Source organism: Streptosporangium sp. NPDC006930 (genome assembly GCF_040635605.1).
Lineage (GTDB): Bacteria > Actinomycetota > Actinomycetes > Streptosporangiales > Streptosporangiaceae > Streptosporangium.
In genome coordinates, this window is sequence record NZ_JBEYID010000001.1 from 95766 (window position 1) to 118118 (window position 22353).

Genomic DNA, 22353 nt, shown 5'->3' on the forward strand with positions numbered 1-22353 from the left:
GCTATGAGCGCCTGATGAGCATGCGGCGATGAGTACGTCAACGTAACGACGGTCCGGCGGCACCGCCTCCCGGGCCGAGACAAGGGAGTGCAGTGGCGAAGGTCCGGGTATACGAGCTCGCCAAGGAGTTCGGTGTGGAGAGCAAGGTCGTGATGGCCAAGCTCCAGGAGATGGGCGAGTTCGTGCGTTCGGCGTCCTCGACTATCGAAGCACCGGTAGTCCGCAGGCTCACGGAAGCTCTGGGCGGCCCCAGTAAGGGTTCGTCCGACAGGGGCAGAGGCCCCAGGCCGCCTCAGGCGGCCCCTCGGCCGGGTGACGGCCAGCCAAACGGTGCCACCTCGGCGCCGACATCCATCCCCAAGCCGGGTCCGGCCCCCAGGCCGGGTCCTCGACCGGGGCCCGTGCAGGCTCGCCCCGCGGCCCCCGCGCCGCAGGCGGCCCCGCCGGTGGTTCCTCCGGCTCCGCCGGTCCAGCCCCCGCAGCCGCCGCGTCAGCAGCCGCCGCAGGTGCAGGCACCGCGGTTCGAGGCGCCCCGCACCGAGAGCGGGCGCCCCGCGGCCCCCGGCCCCAAGCCGGGTCCCAGGCCCGCTCCGCGTCCGGGTCCCGCACAGCGCCCCGAGGCGCGCCCCGAGGGCGGTCGTCCCTCGGGCGGTCCCGGTGGAGCGCCCTCGGGCCCCAGGCCCGGTGCCGGTGCCCCCGGTGCCGGTGCGCCCAAGCCCGGCCCGCGTCCGGGTCCGCGCGGCCCGCGCCCCGGCAACAACCCGTTCTCCTCGAACGCGAGCGGCATGGGCCAGGCCCGTCCGCCGCGCGGTGGCGGCCCCGGTGGTCCCGGTGGTCCCGGCCGTGACGGCGGTCCCGGCGACAGGGGTCCGCGTCCCGGCCCCCGCGAGGACCGCGGTCCTCGCCAGGACCGCGACAACGCCGGTCCCCGTCCGCCCGGCGCCCGTTCCGGCCCGCCCGGATCGGGTGGCCCGCGTCCGGGTCCCGGCGCCGGTGGCCCGCGTCCCGGTGGCGGCGCCGGTGGTCCCGGTGGCCCGCGTCCGGGTGGTCCGCGTCCCAGCCCGATGATGATGCCCCAGGGCCGGCCCGCCGGTCCCGGCGGCGGTGGCGCCGGTCGTCCCGGCGGCGGTGCGGGTGCCGGTCGCCCGGGTGGCGGCGCAGGCCGTCCCGGTGGCGGCGGTCGTCCCGGTGGCGGCGGCGGCTTCGCCGGTCGCCCGGGTGGCGGTGGCGGCGCGGGTCGTCCCGGCACCGGAACCGGTGGCCCCGGTGGCGGCGGCGGTTTCGCCGGTCGTCCCGGTGGTGGTGGCCGTGGCCGCGGTGGAGGCACCGCGGGCGCGTTCGGCCGTCCCGGAGGACGCCCGACCCGCGGTCGCAAGTCCAAGCGCCAGCGGCGTCAGGAATTCGACAACATGCAGGCCCCGGCGATCGGCGGCGTGCAGGCTCCTCGCGGCAACGGGCAGACGATCCGCCTGTCGCGCGGCGCCTCCCTGTCGGACTTCGCCGACAAGATCGGCGCGATCCCGGCGTCCCTGGTGCAGATCATGCTGCACCTGGGCGAGATGGTGACCGCCACGCAGTCGGTCAACGAGGAGACGCTCCAGCTTCTCGCCGCCGAGCTCGACTACAACCTGCTTGTGGTCAGCCCGGAGGAGGAGGACCGCGAGCTCCTGGAGACCTTCGACATCGAGTTCGGCGAGGACGAGGGCGACGAGTCCGACCTGGTCGCGCGCCCGCCGGTGGTGACCGTCATGGGTCACGTCGACCACGGTAAGACCAAGCTGCTCGACGCCATCCGCAACACCAACGAGGTGGCGCGGGAGGCTGGTGGCATCACCCAGCACATCGGTGCCTACCAGATCGCCACCACGCACGAGGACGAAGAGCGGAAGATCACCTTCATCGACACCCCGGGTCACGAGGCGTTCACCGCCATGCGTGCCCGAGGTGCCAAGGTGACCGACATCGCCGTCCTGGTCGTCGCGGCCGACGACGGCGTGAAGCCGCAGACCATCGAGGCGCTCAACCACGCCCAGGCGGCCGACGTGCCGATCGTCGTCGCGGTCAACAAGGTCGACAAGGAGGGGGCGGACCCGAGCAAGGTGCGCGCCCAGCTCACCGAGTACGGTCTGGTCGCCGAGGAGTACGGCGGCACCACGATGTTCGTCGACATCTCCGCCAAGAACGGGATCGGCATCGAGCAGCTGCTCGAGGCCATCCTGCTCACCGCGGACGCCGAGCTCGACCTGCGGGCCAACGCCACGATGGACGCCCAGGGCGTCGCCATCGAGGCGCACCTCGACAAGGGCCGCGGTCCGGTCGCGACCGTGCTGGTCCAGCGCGGCACGCTCCGTGTCGGCGACTCGATCGTCTGTGGCGAGGCCTTCGGCCGCGTCCGGGCGATGCTCGACGACAAGGGCGAGGCGATCCCGGAGGCCGACCCGTCCCGTCCGGTGCAGGTCCTCGGTCTGACCGCGACGCCGGGAGCCGGTGACAACTTCATCGTCGTCACCGACGACCGGATGGCGCGCCAGATCGCCCAGCAGCGCGCCGCGCGCAAGCGCATCGCGGACATGGCCAAGTCCGGCCGCCGCCGCACCCTCGAAGAGCTCTTCAGCGAGATGGAGAAGGGCCAGGTCGACGAGCTCAAGCTCATCATCAAGGGTGACGTCTCCGGTTCCGTCGAAGCTCTGGAAGACGCGCTGCTCAAGATCGATGTCGGCGACGAGGTGCGCCTGCGGGTGCTCCACCGCGCCGTCGGTGCGATCACCGAGTACGACGTCAACCTGGCGGTCGCCGACGACAACGCCGTCATCATCGGCTTCAACGTGCGTCCCGAGGTCAGGGCGCGCGATCTGGCCGAGCGCGAGGGCGTCGACATCCGCTACTACTCGGTCATCTACCAGGCGATCGAGGAGATCGAGGCGGCCCTCAAGGGCATGCTCAAGCCGGAGTTCGAAGAGGTCCAGATGGGCACCGCCGAAGTCCGCGAGGTCTTCAAGGTGCCGAAGATCGGCAACATCGCCGGTGCGCTGGTCCGTTCGGGCACGATCGTCCGCAACAGCAAGGCCCGGATCATCCGCGGCGGGGTCGTCATCTCCGACAACCTCACCGTCTCCTCGCTGCGCCGTTTCAAGGAAGACGCGACCGAGGTCCGCGATGGGTTCGAGTGCGGTATCGGTGTCGGCTACAACGACATCAAGATCGATGACGTCATCGAGACCTTCGAGATGCGGGAGAAGCCGCGAACCTGATGCCTCTCGACAGGCAGGGAAACCGTTCCACCGGCCGCGCACCCTCGGGTGCGCGGCCGGTGGGCGGGACCCGAGCCCGTGGCACGGTGTCGATCGTGGCGAGTGACCCATCATGTATGTAGGTGCACTGACATTGGACATCCTGCTCGGCGACGTCCACTCGCTGAAGCAGAAGCGCTCGGTGGTGCGTCCCATCGTCGCGGAGGTGCGGCGACGGTTCCCGAATGTGGCCGTCGCGGAGACCGGTCACCTTGACCTGCATCGCCGTACCGAGATCGGGATCGCGGTCGTCTCCGCCACCGCCGCCAACTGCGGTGAGGTGCTCGACGACTGCGAGCGCCTGATCGCCTTCCACCCGGAGATCGAGTTGCTGTCCGCCAGACATCGGCTCTACAACGAGGACGAAGACTAGATACGGAGACGGCCGGTCGCGGAAGGACCCCTACCGCCACCGGCCATCCCCGTGAGAAGGGGGGAGTTATGGACGCCGCACGCGCGCGCAAGATCGCCGATCGGATCCAGCAGATCGTGGCGGAGATGCTGGAGCGCCGCATCAAGGACCCCAGGCTGGGGTTCGTGACCGTGACGGACACGCGCATCACCAACGACCTGGGCGAGGCCACGGTGTTCTACACCGTGTTCGGCTCCGAGGCCGAGCGGGCCGACTCCGCCATGGCACTGGAGAGCGCCAAGGGGCTCATCCGCTCGGAGGTGGGCCGCCAGACGGGGCTGCGCCACACGCCGACGCTGACGTTCACCCACGACCCGCTCCCTGACACCGCCCGTCATCTGGAGGATCTGCTCGCCGAGGCGAAGGCCAGGGACGTGGAGATCGCCAAGCGGGCCGAAGGGGCGTCGCACGCCGGGGACGCCGATCCCTACCGCAGGCCCGAGGACAGGGAAGACGGCGACGACTCCGGGGACGAGGAAGACGAATCCCCGGAACGCGCGGGACGCTCCGCGACGTGAGGCCCGCCTCGCGTGACGACGGCTCGGTGGGCCCGGTGTCCGGTCGAGACTGGGCACGGGCCGTCGAGCTCATCTCCGCCGCGGACGAGATCGCGCTCGCCTGTCACGTCTCGCCCGACGGTGACGCGCTCGGCTCCATGCTCGCCGTCGGGCTCGCACTACGCGCGGCGGGCAAGCGGGTCACCGCCTCCTTCGGCGACCGGCGCTTCAGTGTGCCCAGGCTGCTGCGTTTCCTGCCGGGGCAGGAGCTGCTGGCCGACCCCGCGCACTACCCCGCCGCGCCCGAGGTGATGGTCACCTTCGACGTCCCCACCGTCGGGCGTCTCGGCGTGCTGACCGGCAACACGGTCAAGGCGAACGAGCTGGTCGTGCTGGACCACCACCCGTCCAACACCGGGTTCGGCACCCTCAACCTGGTCGATCCCGACGCCGCGGCCACCGCCGTGCTCGCCGAGGAGCTGATCCACAGGCTCGGCCTGCCGATCGACAAGGACATCGCGACCTGCCTGTACGTCGGGCTCGTCACCGACACCGGCTCCTTCAGGCACTCCTCCACCACCCCGGTGGCGCACGCGATGGCCGCCCGGCTGCTCGACACCGGGCTCGATCCCGAGAAGATCTCCCGCGAGCTGTGGGACCGTTCTCCGTTCGGCTACCTGAAGGTGCTCGGCGTCGTGCTCGACAGGGTGCGGCTGGAGCCCGAGGTGGGCGGTGGCCTGGTCTGGACGTTCGTCACCCGAGCCGACCGCGCCGCGTACGGGCTGCCCTACGACGAGGTCGAGGGGATGATCGACGTGATCCGGCGCACCGACGAGGCGGACGTCGCCACGATTCTCAAGGAGGACGACGACGGCGTCTGGCAGGTCTCCATGCGCTCCAAGGGCGGGGTGGACGTCTCGCGCGTCAGCGTCGCGTTGGGGGGCGGCGGGCACGCCAAGGCGGCGGGTTTCACCTCTCACCAGCCTGTCGAGGAGACGATCGCGAGTCTCCGGGCACTGCTGTAAGCCCTTCACCGCACGCTTGTAAGGACCACAATGAGTACGGCTCGCGCCAAGCGCACCCCGCCGCCGAGCGGACTGATCATCGTTGACAAGCCCGCCGAGTGGACCTCGCACGACGTGGTGGCCAAGCTCCGCGGCATCGCGGGCACTCGCAAGGTCGGCCACGCGGGCACCCTCGACCCGATGGCCACCGGCGTGCTGGTGGTCGGTGTCGAGAAGGCCACCCGCCTGCTCGGCCACCTCGCGCTCACCGAGAAGGGCTACGACGCCACGATCCGCCTCGGCCAGACCACCAACACCGACGACGCCGAGGGCGAGATCACCGCGTCGGTGTCGGCGGCGCAGGTCGCCGAGGAGGACGTCAGGAAGGGCGTCGCCACGTTGACCGGCCCGATCATGCAGATCCCGCCGCAGGTCAGCGCGATCAAGGTGAACGGCGAGCGGGCCTACAAACGGGCCAGGGCGGGGGAGGAGGTCGACCTCAAGGCTCGCCAGGTGACCGTGTCGAGCTTCGAGATCACCGCCGTGCGCCGGCACGGTAATCTCGGCGAACTCGTCGACGTCGACGCCTCGGTGTCCTGTTCCAGTGGCACCTACATTCGTGCGCTCGCCCGTGATCTCGGCGCCGACCTGGGCGTCGGCGGCCATCTGACCGCCCTGCGCCGTACCCGGGTGGGCCCCTACGACCTGTCGGTGGCCCACACCCTGGAGCACCTCGCCGCCGAGTGCGTGATCCTGCCGATGGCCGACGCGGTCGCGGCGGCCTTTCCCCGCCGGGACGTGACCGCCGAGGAGGCGGCCACCGTCGCGCACGGCGGGCGGCTGCCCGCACTGGGCGCGGGGAGCGGGCCGATCGGGGTGTTCGCCCCCGACGGCACCCTGGTGGCGCTGGTGGAGGAGCGCGGCCAGGTCGCCAGGTCCCTGGCCGTCTTCGTCCCCTGACGGCTGTCCGTCGTTGTTTCGGGCGTTGTCCCGGGCCTTTCGCGGCGAGGGGCGCGCCACGGGCAAGGGGCTCCCCGATTGGGGGGAAGGACTCAGAGCATGGCAGGCTTTAGGGGTTCATCCGCTACGAGGGAAGAGGCTACGGTGCGAGGCTGGCACGGATTGGACGACGTGCCCGAAGACTGGGGCAGGTCCGTCGTCACGATCGGCGTCTTCGACGGCGTTCACCGCGGGCACCAGCAGATGGTGGCCCGTGCCGTCGCGATGGCCGCTCGTCTCGGGGTGCCCTCGGTGGTGGTGACCTTCGACCCGCATCCTGAGGAGGTCGTGCGGCCGGGCACGCACCCTCCGAGACTGACGACGGCGAGGCACCGCACCGAGCTCCTCGCTGGTCTGGGCGTCGACGCGGTGTGCGTCCTGCCGTTCACGCTGGAGTTCTCCCAGATGAGCCCGGACGAGTTCGTGCAGACCGTCCTCGTCGACCGGCTGCACGCCGCCGGGGTCGTGGTGGGGGAGAACTTCCGCTTCGGCCACAAGGCCTCCGGCGACGTGGAGACGCTGCGCACCCTGGGGGAGAAGTACGACTTCGTGGCCGAGGCGGTCCCGCTGGTCAGTGACGGGGAGACGATCTCCTCCACCCTGATCCGCGAGCAGATCGCCTCCGGCGACATGGAGGCGGTCAGGCAGACGCTCGGCCGCCCGCACCGGGTCGAGGGCGTGGTCGTCCGCGGTTACCAGCGCGGCCGGCAGCTGGGTTTCCCGACGGCGAACCTGGAGTCACCGGAGTTCACCGCCATCCCCGCGGACGGCGTCTACGCCGGCTGGCTGCAGGGGGTCGAGACCGGCAACCTGCCCGCGGTGTACGGTGGCGAGCGCTGGCCCGCGGCGATCTCCGTGGGCACCAACCCGACCTTCGAGGGAGTGCCCCGCACCGTCGAGGCGTACGCCCTCGACCGCGACGACCTCGATCTCTACGGCGCGCACGTGGCCGTCGACTTCGGGCCGAGGCTGCGCGGCAACACCAGGTTCGACTCGATCGAGGCTCTCGTCGCGCAGATCCACGCCGACGTGGACGAGGTCCGGCGCTTGACGAGCTGACTTTCCCCGCAGGTCCCCACGGGGTTTCCGCGCTGGTCCCGTCCGGCCCTCATGCCACGCCGACCCCGGATCCCGGAATTCCGATCCCATGCCCGATCTTATGCCCGGTCCCGCCTGGCCCTCGTGTCACACGGCCCTCACGTCACGTGGACCTCGGGGCCCGAAATGCCGGTCCTGTAGGGGTTTCGGGTGAGGCTCGCCGCACTCTCACAGGATGTGCGGGGGTCGCGAAGCCGGTGGTAGCCTGGCATGTCAGCTCTGTAACCGGTGTCGTATGATCCCGGTGCTGATCTCGCCACGGCGACTGTAGGCACGCACGGTCGTTCGGGGAGCCGGAATTGCGCGTGCCCGCAGAGGTTCAAGGAGAAAAGTGTCTCTCGACACCGCAGCAAAGAAGAAGATCATCGGTGACTACGCCAAGGGTGAGACCGACACCGGTTCCCCCGAGGTGCAGATCGCGCTGCTGAGCAAGCGCATCAGCGAGCTCACCGAGCACCTGAAGGTGCACAAGCACGACCACCACAGCCGCCGTGGCCTGCTGCTGCTCGTCGGCCGCCGCCGTCGGCTGCTGAAGTACCTGCAGAGCAAGGACATCGCGCGCTACCGCTCGCTCATCGAGCGGCTCGGCCTGCGCCGATAGTGTTGTGGGGGAGTGGCGTTCGCGCCGCTCCCTCATCTCTCATGGGGGACGATGTCGGCGCGTCGCGCCACGAAGACGCCGCCCCGGTGAGCAAACTGAATAGCCGAGACAGTGCCCCGCGTCCGCAAGCAAGCGCGCCCCACGGCGTCGGAGGGCCGGTCCTCGGTAGTGGCCCCCGGTCATCATGGCACAAAGCCATACGGAACCGGGCGCTTCGATCGAAGACCGGCGCTGCACCTACGGGGAGCCGGCAAAACACGACGAACCAGGCGCGACACGTGCGTCTGGCCGGACGCGGGCGACCGATCCACAAGGAGGTCCCCCGTGGAGGGTGTCCACAGCAGCGAAGCCGTCATCGACAACGGCTCATTCGGCACACGTACCATCCGGTTCGAGACCGGGCGGCTCGCGCGCCAGGCGGCGGGTTCCGCCGTCGTCTATCTCGACGACGACACGATGGTCCTCTCAGCGACCACCGCGTCCAAGAATCCCAAGGAGAACCTCGACTTCTTCCCCCTCACGGTGGACGTCGAGGAGCGAATGTACGCCGCGGGCCGCATTCCCGGCTCGTTCTTCCGGCGTGAGGGCCGTCCCTCCGAGGACGCCATCCTCACCTGCCGTCTGATCGACCGGCCGTTGCGCCCCTCGTTCGTCAAGGGCCTGCGCAACGAGATCCAGGTGGTCGCCACCATCATGGCGCTCCACCCCGAGCACCTGTACGACGTCGTGGCGATCAACGCCGCGTCCCTGTCCACCCAGCTCGCCGGGCTGCCGTTCTCCGGTCCGATCGGCGGCGTCCGCGTCGCGCTGATCGAGGGCCAGTGGGTCGCCTTCCCGACCAACACCGAGCTGGCCAGTGCCACCTTCGACATGGTGGTCGCGGGCCGGGTCCTGGACGACGGCGACGTCGCGATCATGATGGTCGAGGCCGAGTCCACCCGCGACACGCTCAAGCTCGTCGCCGAGGGTGCGGTGGCTCCGACCGAGGAGACCGTGGCCCAGGGCCTTGAGGCCGCCAAGCCGTTCATCAAGGTGCTGTGCGAGGCGCAGGCCAAGGTCGCGAAGGTCGCCGCCAAGGAGACCGCCGAATACCCGCTGTTCCTCGACTACCAGGACGACGTCCTGGAGGCCGTGACCGGCGCGGTGCGCAGCGAGCTCGCCGCCGCGCTCACCATCGCCGGCAAGCAGGAGCGCGAGATCGAGCTCGACAGGGTCAAGGCCCTGGTACTGGAGAAGGTCGGCCCCGACTTCGAGGGCCGCGAGAAGGAGCTCGGCGCCGCGTTCCGGTCGCTGACCAAGAAGCTCATGCGCGAGCGGGTCATCGCCGAGGGCGTCCGCATCGACGGCCGGGGCGTCAAGGACATCAGGCAGCTCGGTGCCGAGGTCCACGTCGTGCCCCGGGTGCACGGCTCGGCCCTGTTCGAGCGCGGTGAGACCCAGATCCTGGGCATCACCACGCTCAACATGCTCCGTATGGAGCAGATGATCGACACGCTCAACCCCGAGCGCACCAAGCGCTACATGCACAACTACAACTTCCCCCCCTACTCCACCGGTGAGACCGGCCGGGTGGGCTCGCCCAAGCGGCGCGAGATCGGTCACGGCGCGCTCGCCGAGCGGGCGCTGCTGCCGGTGCTGCCGGCGCGCGAGGAGTTCCCCTACGCGATCCGCCAGGTCTCCGAGGCGCTGAGCTCCAACGGTTCGACCTCGATGGGGTCGGTCTGCGCCTCGACGATGGCGCTGCTCGACGCGGGTGTCCCGCTCAAGGGCATCGTCGCGGGCATCGCGATGGGCCTCATCAACGAGGGTGACCAGTACGTCACGCTGACCGACATCCTCGGCGCCGAGGACGCGATGGGCGACATGGACTTCAAGGTCGCCGGCACCAAGGACGTCATCACCGCGCTCCAGCTCGACACGAAGCTGGACGGCATCCCGGCCTCCGTGCTGTCGGCCGCGCTGAGGCAGGCCAAGGGCGCCCGTCTGGCGATCATCGACGTGATGCAGGAGGCCATCGACTCCCCGGCGGAGATGAACGCGACGGCCCCGCGCATCATCACGATCAAGATCCCGGTGGACAAGATCGGAGAGGTCATCGGCCCGAAGGGCAAGATGATCAACCAGATCCAGGACGACACCGGCGCCGAGATCACCCTGGAAGACGACGGAACCATCTACATCGGCGCCACCGACGGCCCGTCCGCCGAGGCGGCCAGGTCGGCGATCAACGCCATCGCGAACCCGCACATGCCGGAGGTCGGCGAGCGCTACCTGGGCACGGTCGTCAAGATCGCCGCCTTCGGCGCCTTCATCTCCCTCATGCCGGGCAAGGACGGCCTCCTGCACGTCTCCCAGATCCGCAAGCTGCACGGCGGCAAGCGCATCGAGAACGTCGAGGACGTCATGAACGTCGGCGAGAAGGTCCAGGTGGAGATCGCCGAGATCGACTCCCGCGGCAAGCTCTCCCTGGTGCCCGTCGAGGTCATCGAGAAGGAGGCCGCGGCCAAGGCCGAGTCCGGCGACACCGAGTCCTCGGCGACCTCGGCTGCCCCGGCGGCCGAGGCGTCCGCCGCCGACGAGCGGCCCCGCGAGGAGCGGCCCCGCCGCACCCGCACCCGCAGCAGCAACAGCGGCGGTGGCAACCGCGGTGGCGGCGGAGGGGAAGACCGCAACTCGTGATCACCACCACTCTGCACCCCGGCAAGGACGGCGCCGGGGTCGTGAAGCGCACCGTCCTTCCCGGTGGGCTCCGGGTGGTGACCGAGTCCATGCCGACCGTGCGTTCCGTCGCGGTCGGCATGTGGGTCGGCATCGGATCGAGAGACGAGTCCCCCCAGCACATGGGCTCCTCCCACTTCCTTGAGCACCTGCTGTTCAAGGGCACGCCGACACGGGACGCCCTGGAGATCTCCGCGGCCATCGAGGGCATCGGCGGTGAGATCAACGCCTTCACCGCCAAGGAGTACACCTGCTACTACGCGCGGGTCCTCGACGAGGACCTGCAGGTGGCGATCGACGTGCTCGCCGACGTGGTGACCTCCTCGCTCATCACCGAGGAGGACGTCGAGGCCGAGCGTGGCGTGATCCTGGAGGAGATCGCCATGCACGACGACGACCCCTCCGACGTGGTGCACGAGCAGTTCTCCGCGGAGCTGTACGGTGACACGCCGGTCGGCAGGCCGATCCTCGGCACGGTCGACTCGATCACCGCGGTCACCCGCGACCGGATCGCCGAGTACTACCGGCGTTTCTACCTGCCGACCCACACCGTGGTGTCGGTGGCGGGCAACGTCGACCACGAGCGGGTCGTGGCTCTCGTCGCCGCCGCCTACGAGCGGGCCGGGGCCCTGGGCGGGGACGCCTCGCCGGTGCCCCCGCGCGTGTCGGGGCCCGGCGTGGAGTTGCGCTCCGGCACGCGGGTGGTCCACCGGCCGACCGAGCAGGCGAACCTGGTCCTCGGCACGACCGCGCTGACCCGCACCGACGAGCGCCGCTTCGCGCTCGGGGTGCTCAACGCGGCGCTCGGTGGCGGCATGTCCTCGCGGCTGTTCCAGGAGATCAGGGAGAAGAGGGGCCTGGCCTACTCGGCGTACTCCTACACCTCCGCCCTCGCCGACACCGGCCAGTTCGGCATCTACGTCGGCTGCCTGCCGTCGAAGATCGACGACGTGCTGAAGATCTGCCGCGAGGAGGTGCTCCGCGTGGTCACCGACGGCATCACCGAGGAGGAGATCGTCCGCGGCAAGGGCCAGATGCGCGGCGGTCTCGTGCTCGGCCTGGAGGACACCGGCTCCCGGATGTCCAGGATCGGCAAGGGCGAGCTGGTCTTCGACGAGCTGCTCTCCGTCGACGACCTGCTCGTCAGGATCGACGCGGTGACCCCGGAGCAGATCGCCGAGGTCGCCTCGGACGTCCTCACCCGCCCGATGTCCCTCGCGGTCATCGGCCCCTACGAGGAGGACAGGGACTTCAGCGCGGTCGTCACCGGCTGAGGACCCCGTCTGTCAGCGGCCCCGGCGCCTCCCGCGCCGGGGCCGCCCATGTCTCCGGGGGCGCTCCTGGAGGGCCGGACCCGGTGGTCCGCGACAGCCCGGCGGGCCCACACGGTATAGCCTTGGGGCCGTGATCAGGGTTGGAGTTCTCGGCGCCCGAGGGCGCGTCGGTGTCGAAGTGTGCAGGGCCGTCGAGGCGGCGGACGATCTGGAGCTGGTCGCGGCCGTCGACCAGGGCGACCCGATCGAGGCGCTGGAAGGCGCCGAGGTGGTGGTCGACTTCACCCACCCCGACGTCGTGATGGGCAACCTCGAATGGTGCGTCTCCCACGGCATCCACCCGGTGGTCGGCACCACCGGCTTCGACGCCGGGCGGCTGGCGACCGTCAAGAGCTGGCTGGACGCCAACCCCGGCGTCAACGCGCTGATCGCCCCCAACTTCGGCATCGCGGCCGTGCTCATGATGCACTTCGCCCAGCAGGCCGCCCGCTACTTCGAGTCGGCCGAGATCGTCGAGCTGCACCACCCCAACAAGGCCGACGCGCCCTCGGGCACCGCCCGCCGCACGGCCGAGCTGATCGCCGATGCCCGGCGCAAGGCGGGCTCCGCGCCGATGCCCGACGCCACCAGCACGGAGCTCGACGGGGCCCGCGGTGCCGACGTCGACGGGGTCCGGGTGCACGCGGTGCGGCTGGCCGGGCTCATCGCCCACCAGGAGGTGATCCTGGGCGGCGACGGCGAGATCCTCACCATCCGCCACGACACCATGAACCGCTCGTCGTTCACGCCGGGCGTGCTCCTGGGAGTGCGCCGGGTCCGTGAGCTGCCCGGCCTGACCGTCGGCCTGGAGCCTCTTCTCGACCTCTGAGCACCAGCTCCGCAGGCCCTGGAACCCAGGGCCTGGCGCCGCTCGTCGTGCGAGTATGACGCACCCTGAGCTGCCTGCCCGCTCTGTCGCGGCACGGAGTTCCGCAAGGAGACGGGCAGGCTCGACAGCCGCTGGGGCATCACCTCGCACCGGTTAACCCTGATGATCTGCGAGTGATGCCGCTGTACCCTCCAGTTCTATGACAAGCACTCGATCTTCGACTTCGACCGAGGTTCGCTGGGCGCGGTCGGAGGAGTTGGCCGGACTGGCGGCGGTGGAGCTGGCGGCCGACGGGCTGTTCGCCGAGGTCGGGATCACCTTCCCGCCGGGGACCACGATGATCGAGGAGACCGAGGACCCCGGCCGGGTGCTCGTCGCGGGTGACCCGCCGATCGGGTTCGCCATGGTCGGCCTGGTCGACGGGCAACTCCACCTCGACCAGCTGGCCGTCCATCCCGACCATGGGCGCAGGGGTGCCGGTGGGCGCCTGCTGGAGGCCGTCTGCGAGCACGCGGCCTCGACCGGCTTCGCCGCCGTGACGCTGACGACCTACCGCGACGTGTCCTGGAACGCACCCTGGTACGCCCGGCGCGGCTTCGTCGTGCTCGACCCGGCCGAGTGGGGGCCGGAGATGGCCGAGTTGGTGCGCCACGAGCGGGAACTGGGTATCGAGATCGTCCCCCGCGTCGTGATGCGCCGGATCCTGTGAAGGGTCCCGGTCGGGTGAGGCCGGGGAGCTTCAAAGGTCAGAGGGCGAGGCCGACGGTGAGCAGCAGGCCGTACACGAGCTGGAAGCGGCCCGTCTGCTGGAGCGTCGCGATGAGCGCCGGGCCTGTGGCGCCCGCCCGGACCGCCTTGACCGGGGCGATGGCGAGCGGGGCGGCGAGCAGTGCCAGGGCCGCGAAGGGCCGCCACGGCGCGAGCGCGAGCGCGATGACCAGGGGCAGGACGAGGCAGAGGGTGTAGAGGACGCGGGTGCGGGTGTCACCGAGCACCACGGCCATGGTGCGCTTGCCCGCGGGGCCGTCGGTCACGATGTCGCGCAGGTTGTTGACCACGAGCATCGCACAGGCCAGCAGGCCGGCCGGGACAGCGGCCGCCACCGCGAGCCAGGGCAGGTGTTCGAGCTGGACGTAGGTGGTGCCCGTCACCGCCACCAGGCCGAAGAACACGAAGACCGAGACCTCGCCCAGCGCCCGGTAGCCGTACGGGCTGGAGCCGCCGGTGTAGAACCAGGCCGCGGCGATCGCCGCCGCGCCGACCAGCAGCAGCCACCAGGCCCCGGTGACCGCGACGAGCACCAGTCCGGCCACCGCGGCGGCGAGGAAGCAGGCGAGGGCCGCGAGGAGGACCTGACGAGGGGGCGCGGCGCCCGAGCCGACCAGGCGCATCGGACCGACCCGGTCGGAGTCGGTGCCGCGCACCCCGTCGCTGTAGTCGTTGGCGTAGTTGACGCCCACCTGAAGGGCGAGGGCCACGAACAGGGCCAGCAGTGCCCGCCACCACACCCCTCCGCCGTATCCGATCGCGACTCCGGTGCCGATCGCGACGGGGACGACGGCGGCGGGGAGGGTGCGCGGGCGTGCTCCGGCGATCCACTGGCTCGGGGTGGCCATGGCGTTGCGGCGTTCCTCTCCGGCTCTAGCTGATGTCGGTCGCCAGGCGGATCATCCGCACCGTACGGCCCATGTCGATGACCCGCTCGGCCCCGTCGGCGCCCCACCCGGCGGACTCCAGGAAGCCCCGCACCGCGTAGTTCTCGGCGAAGACCCAGGTCACAATGGTGTGGTAGCCGTCGTCACGGAGGTAGTCGACCGTGGCGTTCAGCAGCCTGCTGCCGTGGCCGCGCCGGACGTGGTCGGGGTCGATCAGGAAGGTGAGCATCTCTCCGGCGGTGGTCGGGTCGAGGTCGGGATCCTCCGCCGGGGCGTGTGACGCCAGACCGGCGATCTTCTCCGCGCCCTGCAGCGCGGCCATGGCCTCGATGCCGCCAGGGCCGAGCGCCGGGAAGGCGTCGGTGTCGAGGACGACCTGCTCCACGGCCACCAGCACGCGGTGCCGGCGGCTGGGCGGCGAGGTGATCGCGTCGTCCCACTGCTGCCGCCACATGTTCTCGGCCGCGGGGCCGGTCATCTGCTCCAGCGGTCCTTCGGGAAGGAAGTCCCGGTAGCCGTATCTCCACGCGCGGATCTGGGTGCCCGTCACCGCGGCGACATCATCGTGCCGAGCCGCCCGCACGCCTACGTCTGCCATCTCGGCCCGCTCCTTCTCTGCCGTCTGCCGTCGCCTCGAAACGCGCTGTCTCATGGATCTCGTGCCACGCGAGCGGGCATCAGGCGGGTGGATCCGTGAGACAGGCTCTTACACCGTATCGGGGAATCCGACTCAGAGATGACGTGAACCCGGCTCCATCTGCCGTCGGGCCCGATATGCCCTTGTCTTCGTACGGTTGCCGCAGACCTTCATGGAACACCACGAGCGTGAGCGGTTCTTGGAGGAGTCGACGAACGCCCACTGGCAGGTGCTCTCGGTGCAGACCTTCAGGCGCGGCCACATCCCGCCGGAACGGGCGTCCATCACGGCGGCGACGATCCCGGCCAACCCTCCGGGCACCCCCGTCGCGACCGGTTCGAGCACCGGCCCCTCGGCGGTGAGGGCGACGCGCAGCGGGAGGGTGGCGAAGGGCATCGACAGCCCGGCCTCGTGACCGTCGCCGGTCTTGCCGGGGCGGTCGTGGTTGTGGCGGAGTGCCTCGCGGAGTGCCTCGCGAAGATCGACGGCCGTCGCCAGATCCCGCTCGTCGGCGGTGTCCCCGGGGCCGATCAGGTCTCGCCCGCCCAGCCAGGCGGTGAGCGCGGCGGGAGAGGGGATCGAGTCGGTCCGCTCCTCGACGTCGTACGTGTTCACGAAGTCGATCACCAGGTCGGAGGGGTTGTCCATGGCGTGTCACCTCTTCCCTCTTCGCAACCACTGTACGGCATTAGGGGGTTGTGTTACTTTCAACACCTGCATAACGTGATAGATGGTGTTTTAAGAGGGGGCGTGCATGTGGTACCTGGCCTATCTCGCGTTCAAGGAGGCCGGCAGGCGCACGCCGTACCGGAGGAGAAACCATGATCATGAGAATGTGGAGAGGCTGGACCCGCGCCGAGGACGCCGCCGCCTATGAGAGATACCTGCTGGCCACGGGATACGTCGGCTACGCCTCGACCAAGGGCAACCGGGGGGTGTGCTTCACCCGCCGGGACGTGGGGGAGCGGTCCGAGTTCCTGCTGACCTCGCTCTGGGAGTCATGGGAGGCGATCACCGCCTTCGCGGGGGAGGATCCGTCGCGCGCCGTCTTCTATGAAGAGGACGACCGCTTCCTGGTCGAGCGAGAGCTCATGGTCACCCACCACGAGGTCTTCGCGGCCACCTGACCGCCCTCGCGGGGGTTCGGGGGCAGGGGGCTCCCCCGAACCCCCGCGAGGGCGACCAGATGGTCAGGGGCCGCCAGGGCCGTCAGGGCCGTCAAGGGCCGTCGCCAGCCTGCGTACGCCCTCGACCAGCTCGGCCGTGTGGACGGCCGCCGAGTGGGTCACCCTGATGCGCGGGCCCGGCGGCTCGGCCGGGTAGTAGATGCGCCCGGGACTCACCAGGGCTCCCGCCCTCCTGGCGGCCTCCACCACACTCTCCTCGTCCCGGTCCTCGGGGAGCCGTACCCACAGGTGCAGGCCGCCGCGAGGAACGAGGTGGATCGTGGCGCCGGGCATCCGGGCGGCGAGGGCCGCGGCGAGGGTGTCCCTGCGCAGCGCCAGCTCGGTGCCGAGCGCGGCGAGGTGGCGCCGCCAGGCGGGCGAGCCGACGAACTCCAGCGCCGTCTCCTGGAGCGGCCTGGCGACGAAGAACGACTCCACGAGCTGGCTCGCCCTCAGCCGTCGCGCGGCGGGGCCTCGGGCGACGACCCCGGCGACCCGCAGGTTCGGCGACAGGACCTTGGTCAGGGAGTTGATGTGCACGACCGTGCCGTGGGCGTCCAGCGCGACCATCGGCGGAGGTGCGGGGGCGGTGGTGAAGTAGCGCGCGTAGTCGTCCTCGATCACGAACGCCCCGGCGGCGCGGGCGATCGCCAGCACCTGCTCGCGCCGCTCCAGGGGCAGGGTCGCGCCCGTGGGGTTGTGCAGGGTCGGCTGGCAGAGGAAAACCCGCGCGCCGGTCACGGCGAACGCCTCCGCGAGGAGTTCGGGCCGCACCCCCTCGCGGTCCATGGGCACGGCCGTCGCGCGAAGTCCCGCGGCCCGCGCGGCCGCGAGCGCGCCCGGGTAGGTGGGGGTCTCGACGAGTACGGGGGTGCCGGGGGCCGTGAGGGCGCGGAAAGCGTGAATGAGCGCCGTCTGCCCGCCGCTGACGATCAGGACGTCCGACGGGGTGACGTCACCTCCCAGTTCCTGGGCGAACCACCTGCGCAGCTCGGGCAGACCGCTCAGCGGAGGCATCTCCCAGACGTCGGGACGGCGCAGCGCGCGGGAGGCGGCGGCCGACAGCGCCCTGGAGGGGCGCAGGGCCGGGTTGAGGTAGCCGCCGGTGAGCGGGATGACCCCCTCGGGTGGCGAGGCGAGAAGTCCGCTCACCTCGCTGTCGTCCACCACCCTGTCGCCCAGCGCCACCGTTTGCCATGACATGTCGGCGTTGTCGCCGCCCCGTGTGATCGCCGGAGCCACGTAGGCCCCGCTCCCGGGTTTGGTGATCACCCGTCCCTCGGCGGCGAGTCTGCCGATCGCGCGTGACACGGTCACCGGGCTCACATTGTGCAGCCGGACCAGCTCCCGGCTCGACGGCAGCCGGTCACCCGGGCGGAGCCGCGACACCTCCTCACGGAGCGTGGCGGTGAGCCGGACGATACTGCTATCGTCATTCATGAGTGAAAAGAGTAGCGCTATCGTGCCAAATCGGATAGCGGCGGGTACGGTCCCGCCCGCAGAGGTGCTGCCCGGCCTCGCCTCCCCGGGAAAGGCGCGTCACGACCGGCGACCGGGTGGCGCGACGTCGCCGGAGGCGCCGGGCGGAGCGTGGCGGGGGACCCTGCTGGCAGGGCTCGGGGTGCTGGCCTTCTCGGGCTCGTTCCCGGCGACGGTCTTCGCGATGGAGGGTTTCGACCCCTACCTGGTGGCCGTCGGCCGGGCCGTCGTCGCCGCGGTCGCGGCCGCCGTGTTCCTGCTCGCGGCGAGAGTGCCGTTGCTGCCGCCCAGGTCCCAGCTCCGGTCGTACGGCGTCATCGTGGCGGGCGTGGTGTTCGGCTTCCCTCTTTTCAGCGGTCTCGCGCTTCACGCCGGGGCCTCCACCTCGCACGCCGCCGTGGTGATCGGGCTGCTGCCCGCCGCCACCGCCGCCTGCGCGGTGCTGCGGGCGGGGGAGCGGCCCAAGGCGCTGTTCTGGGTGTCCTGCGGCCTCGGGGCCGTGTCGATCACCGTCTTCACCCTCAGCATGGGCGGCGGTCACATCACCGGAGCCGACCTGCTGCTCGTCGGCGCGCTGCTGTCGGCCGCCGTCGGCTACACCGAGGGTGGGCGCCTGGCCCGTGACACCCCCGGCTGGAGGGTGATCTCCCACACCCTCGTCCTCGCCGCACCGCTGACCGTGCCGATCACCGTCGCGCTCGCGCTGGCCACCGATTCGCGGCCCACCACCGCCTCACTCGCCGGGTTCGCGTACGTCGGCCTGGTCTCGATGTTCCTCGGCTTCATCCCCTGGTACGCGGGCCTGGCCATGGGCGGCATCGCCCGCGCCGGGCAGACCCAGCTCGCCCAGCCGCTGCTGACGCTGCTGTGGGCCTGGCTGCTGCTCGGCGAACTCTTCGGCCCGGTCACCATCGCGGCGGCGCTGGCCGTCCTCGCGTGCGTCGCCCTGACGCAGCGGGCCCGCTCCTGAGAGGTCCTCGAAGGACGTGACGCACAGCCGCAAAAAAGTGAAACTAGGCTGTCACAGTGAGACGAGGTCCGTGCGGCGGCGCGGCCATGCCGCTCTCGTGCTGCTGACGCTGGCGGCGGGGGCGATGGACGCGGTCGCCTTCCTCGGGCTCGGTGGCGTCTTCACCGCGAACATGACCGGCAACCTCATCCTCTTCGCCCTCGCCGGCCGCGAGGAGTGGGTGCTTCACGCGCTGCGTTCCGGACTCGCCTGCGTGGGGTTCAGCGTGGGGCTTCTCATCGGCTTCAGGATGCCGGGACGTCACGGGGGGAACGCGTTGTGGCCGTCGGCCGTCATCAGGCCCCTGTGGGCCGACCTGGCCCTCCAGATCGCCCTTCTCGCCGGCTGGACGCTCAGCGGGGGCGCGCCCGGCCCGGCCGTGATCCTCGCGCTGATCGGGGCGGGATCCTGCGCCATGGGCATGCAGGCCGCGGCGGCCCGCCGGGTCGGCCTGGCCGGCGTCACGACCACGTTCGTCACGGGCACCCTCACCTCGCTGTTCGAGACCTCGGTGTCGGGCCGGTCCACCGACAACCGGCGCCGGGCCGCCGTCATCGTCGCCCTCGTCCTCGGCGCCCTCTGCGCGTCCCTGCTCCTGCGCTTCGCGCCCCCCTGGGCCGCCGTGATCGCCCCGGCCTTCACACTCCTCGCACTCGCCGTCGCGCACCCGTACGGGCTCCGGGGACGGCCGGCCCGGGGGAACGGCCGGGGGAGCCGGTGATGATTCGCCGCTTTCCGGTTTCCGGACGGGAAGAACGGATATTCCACGGTGGGTCGGCTGTGGGACTGTCGCTCGGACGGTGAATCGCTTAGAAATGAGGTTGGGACTCCGACTCTCAGTCTCGCCGATCACGACGGCCGAGGTGAGCGGAGATCCTCCGGTGAACCTAAGGAGATGACTCGTGGGCATGGGCCTCGCGGTAGGAGATGTGGTCGAGGACTTCGAACTCCTCGACGAGACGGGCACGCCGAGGCGGCTCAGCGAGTTTCTGGCCAAGGGGCCGGTGGTGCTCTTCTTCTATCCGGCGGCGATGACCTCCGGGTGCACGCTCGAGAGCTGCCACTTCCGCGACATGGCCGCCGAGTTCGCCGCCGAGGGAGCGACCAGGATCGGGATCAGCCGCGACCGGGTCGAGCGGCAGGCGAGGTTCGCCAAGGCCAACCAGCTGGACTTTCCCCTGCTCTCCGACCCCGAAGGCGCCGTCGCCCGTCGCCTCGGCGCCCGCCGTACCGTCGCGGTGGGACCGTTTCTCACCCGTCGGATGACCTTCGTCATCGACGTGGACCACCGCCTCCTGGAAGTGATCCACAGCGAGACCTCCATGGAGGCGCACGCCGACCGCGCGATCGAAGTCCTCCGCTCCCGCCCACGCCTCTGACCTTCATGGGCCCGGTGCCCTCCCGTCGCGGCGGACGCGGCGGTCAGGGGTGCAGGGGGTGGGTGTACACGAGGCGGAAGCGGTCGCCGGGGATGACGATGTCGCTCGTCTCCACCGGTCGGTCCCCCGCCCAGTGGGTGCGTTCGACGTGCAGGACCTGGACGCCCGCGGGCAGGGCGAGGGCGTCGCTCTCGGCCGGTTGCGGGACGCGGGTGTAGACCTGCTCGACGATCTCGGTGACCTTGACGCCGATCGCCGACAGGCGGGCGATCAGGCTTCGGGGGCTCTCCTCCGTGATCTCACCGAACTCGGCGGGCTCGTAGGAGGTGGCGAGCTGGATCGGCTTGCCGTCGCCGCGGAAGACGTAGTGGGTGCGGGTGACCGGGGCCGATTCGTCCAGCCGCAGGCGGTGGGCGATGTCGGGGGTGGCGTCGGCGGGCTCGGCCCGCCAGTCCCAGGTGGCCCGGGTGCCCTGCGACTGGATGTCGGCGCCGAAGGGGGTGGGGTGGTCATGGAAACGCCATCGGTGCAGGGGGAGCAGCACCGGCTGCTCCCGTACGTAGTGGCCCGAGCCGACGCGGCCGACGATGAGGCCCTCGGCGGCGAGCACGCGCAGCGCGTGCCGGGCGGCCGTCTCGCCCACGCCGTATTTCCTGGTCAGCTGGGCGCGAGAGGGGATCGAGGCGCCGGGGGGAAGGGAGCCGTCGACGATCTGGCGCCGGATGTCGGCGACGACGCGCAGGTAGACAGGATCGGAGCTTGCCACGTGTCCATCCCTGGGGTCTGGGGCGTTGCCCCATCCTGCCGTATTCGATACGCGACGCAGGGTAATGGCTCCGATTTGGAGCTCCAACTTTACCGTTATCCCCAGAAGGATCCAAAAATATCTCAGAGACCTTGTAACGCCCGCGTAAGGACCGCCGATTCAACGGTAGAGGTCGTCGATGTGTGTACCCCCGAGCACATATCGGCGGCCTCTTTCTCGTTCGGGGAAGTCAGTGTCGCCACCAAAGCGGACAAAAGCCCTATTTGTCTGTAAATGGGTGAGGGGTGCGGTTGACGGGGTCCGTCGCCGCGACGGCGTATATCCACGTGTACGGTGTGCAGCGGGCACCTCGGGGGGATGTTCGCTCTTGGGCCCATCGGTGGACGGAGGTTAGGCGGGGTGGCGGGGTCCACCGTTTCAACGGATCCGGGTAGCGTTCGGTCTATGGCAGCGCCAACTGGAACCTCCGACGCCCCCTTCGGCCGCATGCTGACCGCCATGGTCACGCCGTTCACAAGTGACGGAGCGGTCGACTACGAGACAGCGGGTCGCCTCGCCACCTACCTGGTGGACGAGCAGCGTAACGACGGCATCGTCGTGAGCGGTACGACGGGGGAGTCCCCGACGACCACCGACGACGAGAAGGAGCGCCTCCTGCGCGCCGTCGTCGAGGCGGTCGGTGATCGCGCCATGGTCGTCGCCGGAGCCGGGACCAACGACACCCACCACAGCGTGGAGCTTGCCAGGTCCGCCGAGCGCGCCGGGGCCCACGGTCTCCTGCTGGTGACGCCCTACTACAGCAAGCCTCCCCAGGAGGGGATCTACCGCCACTTCGCCACCGTGGCCGACGCGACGGCCCTGCCGGCCATGCTCTACGACATTCCCGGCCGGAGCGGCGTGCCGATCCTGAGCGAGACACTCGCCAGGCTCGCCCGGCACGAGCGGATCGTCGCGGTGAAGGACGCCAAGGCCGATCTGTTCGAGGGGACGCAGGTCATCGCGTCCACCGGCCTCGCCTACTACTCGGGTGACGACACGCTCAACCTGCCGTGGCTGTCGGTGGGAGCCGTGGGGTGCGTCAGCGTGATCGGCCACGTCGCGGGCGCGGAGATCGCCGCGATGATCGAGGCGTACCGCTCGGGGGATGTCGCGGGCGCGCTCGCCGTCCACCGCAGGCTGCTTCCCGTGGTCTCCGGGATCATGATGCAGGCCGGTGGCGCGATCATGGCGAAGGCGGCGCTCTCTCTGGTCGGACGGCCCGCGGGGCCGATGCGGCCACCCCTGGTGGAGGCGACAGGGGAGCAACTCGCCAGGTTGCGCGAAGACTTGATCGCGGGCGGTGTGAAGCTGCCCGACGAAGTCGTGACATGAGATAAGACACTGCGGCCCTCACCGGCCGCATTCGGGAGGAACGAGAGTTTGCGAGAGAGAAGACACAAGGGTCCGCTGGGGGACGGAGTGCTCGGCGAGGGAGTGGTCCTGCTGCCCACGAGGGCTTCCG

21 protein-coding genes are annotated in these 22353 nt (G+C 70.6%); 16 read left to right on the forward strand and 5 right to left on the reverse strand.

Annotated elements, in window-relative coordinates:
- Positions 1 to 92 precede the first annotated feature (92 nt).
- From infB to ABZ664_RS00490, 11 genes are all read left to right on the forward strand, one after another.
- Complete coding sequence (gene infB, locus ABZ664_RS00440) at positions 93 to 3251, forward strand: translation initiation factor IF-2 (protein ID WP_362501144.1); 3159 nt, start codon at positions 93 to 95, stop codon at positions 3249 to 3251.
- 112 nt (positions 3252 to 3363) lie between these two features.
- Positions 3364 to 3663 carry a DUF503 domain-containing protein gene (locus ABZ664_RS00445; protein WP_350944711.1) on the forward strand — a complete coding sequence of 100 codons (300 nt, stop codon included), beginning with the start codon at positions 3364 to 3366 and terminating at the stop codon, positions 3661 to 3663.
- Positions 3664 to 3731: 68 nt separating this feature from the next.
- The gene (gene rbfA / locus ABZ664_RS00450) at positions 3732 to 4220 is read left to right on the forward strand and encodes a 30S ribosome-binding factor RbfA (RefSeq protein ID WP_362501146.1); all 489 of its coding nucleotides are present in this window, start codon (positions 3732 to 3734) and stop codon (positions 4218 to 4220) included.
- A complete protein-coding gene (locus ABZ664_RS00455) occupies positions 4217 to 5224 on the forward strand; it encodes a bifunctional oligoribonuclease/PAP phosphatase NrnA (RefSeq protein WP_362501148.1) in 1008 nt (335 codons plus the stop codon). The genes rbfA and ABZ664_RS00455 overlap by 4 nt, the downstream gene beginning before the upstream one ends.
- Before the next feature lie 30 nt (positions 5225 to 5254).
- Complete coding sequence (gene truB, locus ABZ664_RS00460; RefSeq protein WP_362501150.1) at positions 5255 to 6163, forward strand: tRNA pseudouridine(55) synthase TruB; 909 nt, start codon at positions 5255 to 5257, stop codon at positions 6161 to 6163.
- A 144-nt stretch (positions 6164 to 6307) separates the two neighbouring features.
- Positions 6308 to 7261 (forward strand): bifunctional riboflavin kinase/FAD synthetase, encoded by a 954-nt coding sequence (locus ABZ664_RS00465; protein WP_362501152.1) that lies wholly within the window; start codon positions 6308 to 6310, stop codon positions 7259 to 7261.
- 370 nt (positions 7262 to 7631) lie between these two features.
- Complete coding sequence (rpsO, locus tag ABZ664_RS00470; RefSeq protein WP_350944705.1) at positions 7632 to 7901, forward strand: 30S ribosomal protein S15; 270 nt, start codon at positions 7632 to 7634, stop codon at positions 7899 to 7901.
- A gap of 324 nt (positions 7902 to 8225) precedes the next feature.
- Positions 8226 to 10580, forward strand: coding sequence for a polyribonucleotide nucleotidyltransferase (locus tag ABZ664_RS00475; RefSeq protein ID WP_362501155.1), 2355 nt, complete (start codon positions 8226 to 8228; stop codon positions 10578 to 10580).
- A complete protein-coding gene (locus ABZ664_RS00480) occupies positions 10580 to 11893 on the forward strand; it encodes a pitrilysin family protein (RefSeq protein WP_362502208.1) in 1314 nt (437 codons plus the stop codon). The genes ABZ664_RS00475 and ABZ664_RS00480 overlap by 1 nt, the downstream gene beginning before the upstream one ends.
- A gap of 130 nt (positions 11894 to 12023) precedes the next feature.
- Positions 12024 to 12761 carry a 4-hydroxy-tetrahydrodipicolinate reductase gene (dapB, locus tag ABZ664_RS00485; protein ID WP_362501157.1) on the forward strand — a complete coding sequence of 246 codons (738 nt, stop codon included), beginning with the start codon at positions 12024 to 12026 and terminating at the stop codon, positions 12759 to 12761.
- A 199-nt stretch (positions 12762 to 12960) separates the two neighbouring features.
- Complete coding sequence (locus ABZ664_RS00490; RefSeq protein WP_362501159.1) at positions 12961 to 13470, forward strand: GNAT family N-acetyltransferase; 510 nt, start codon at positions 12961 to 12963, stop codon at positions 13468 to 13470.
- Between the two features lie 37 nt (positions 13471 to 13507).
- Here ABZ664_RS00490 and ABZ664_RS00495 read toward each other — a convergent pair whose 3' ends face one another.
- The 3 genes from ABZ664_RS00495 to ABZ664_RS00505 all read right to left on the reverse strand — a co-directional run bounded on the left by ABZ664_RS00495 (position 13508) and on the right by ABZ664_RS00505 (position 15701).
- Positions 13508 to 14377 carry a 1,4-dihydroxy-2-naphthoate polyprenyltransferase gene (locus ABZ664_RS00495; protein WP_362501161.1) on the reverse strand — a complete coding sequence of 290 codons (870 nt, stop codon included), beginning with the start codon at positions 14375 to 14377 and terminating at the stop codon, positions 13508 to 13510.
- A 25-nt stretch (positions 14378 to 14402) separates the two neighbouring features.
- Positions 14403 to 15014, reverse strand: coding sequence for a GNAT family N-acetyltransferase (locus tag ABZ664_RS00500; protein ID WP_362501163.1), 612 nt, complete (start codon positions 15012 to 15014; stop codon positions 14403 to 14405).
- A gap of 132 nt (positions 15015 to 15146) precedes the next feature.
- Positions 15147 to 15701 carry a CGNR zinc finger domain-containing protein gene (locus ABZ664_RS00505; protein ID WP_362501165.1) on the reverse strand — a complete coding sequence of 185 codons (555 nt, stop codon included), beginning with the start codon at positions 15699 to 15701 and terminating at the stop codon, positions 15147 to 15149.
- A 179-nt stretch (positions 15702 to 15880) separates the two neighbouring features.
- On the opposite strand from ABZ664_RS00505, the gene ABZ664_RS00510 reads away from it, so the two are divergent.
- Positions 15881 to 16180, forward strand: a complete 300-nt coding sequence (locus ABZ664_RS00510; RefSeq protein ID WP_362501167.1) for a hypothetical protein — start codon at positions 15881 to 15883, stop codon at positions 16178 to 16180.
- Between the two features lie 63 nt (positions 16181 to 16243).
- Here the strand turns inward: ABZ664_RS00510 and ABZ664_RS00515 are convergent, their stop codons facing one another.
- Entirely contained in the window at positions 16244 to 17659 is a 1416-nt protein-coding gene (locus tag ABZ664_RS00515) for a PLP-dependent aminotransferase family protein (RefSeq protein ID WP_362501169.1), read from the reverse strand.
- A gap of 22 nt (positions 17660 to 17681) precedes the next feature.
- Between ABZ664_RS00515 and ABZ664_RS00520 the strand changes: the two genes are divergently transcribed.
- The 3 genes from ABZ664_RS00520 to ABZ664_RS00530 all read left to right on the forward strand — a co-directional run bounded on the left by ABZ664_RS00520 (position 17682) and on the right by ABZ664_RS00530 (position 20086).
- Positions 17682 to 18668: a DMT family transporter gene (locus ABZ664_RS00520; RefSeq protein ID WP_362501171.1), complete on the forward strand. Its 987-nt coding sequence runs from the start codon at positions 17682 to 17684 to the stop codon at positions 18666 to 18668.
- Positions 18669 to 18765: 97 nt separating this feature from the next.
- Entirely contained in the window at positions 18766 to 19428 is a 663-nt protein-coding gene (locus ABZ664_RS00525) for a YoaK family protein (RefSeq protein ID WP_362501173.1), read from the forward strand.
- Positions 19429 to 19615: 187 nt separating this feature from the next.
- Positions 19616 to 20086 (forward strand): peroxiredoxin, encoded by a 471-nt coding sequence (locus tag ABZ664_RS00530; protein ID WP_362502210.1) that lies wholly within the window; start codon positions 19616 to 19618, stop codon positions 20084 to 20086.
- Between the two features lie 43 nt (positions 20087 to 20129).
- Here the strand turns inward: ABZ664_RS00530 and ABZ664_RS00535 are convergent, their stop codons facing one another.
- Positions 20130 to 20852: a GntR family transcriptional regulator gene (locus ABZ664_RS00535; RefSeq protein ID WP_362501175.1), complete on the reverse strand. Its 723-nt coding sequence runs from the start codon at positions 20850 to 20852 to the stop codon at positions 20130 to 20132.
- A gap of 444 nt (positions 20853 to 21296) precedes the next feature.
- Between ABZ664_RS00535 and dapA the strand changes: the two genes are divergently transcribed.
- The gene (dapA, locus tag ABZ664_RS00540; RefSeq protein ID WP_362501177.1) at positions 21297 to 22223 is read left to right on the forward strand and encodes a 4-hydroxy-tetrahydrodipicolinate synthase; all 927 of its coding nucleotides are present in this window, start codon (positions 21297 to 21299) and stop codon (positions 22221 to 22223) included.
- Positions 22224 to 22353: the final 130 nt, after the last annotated feature.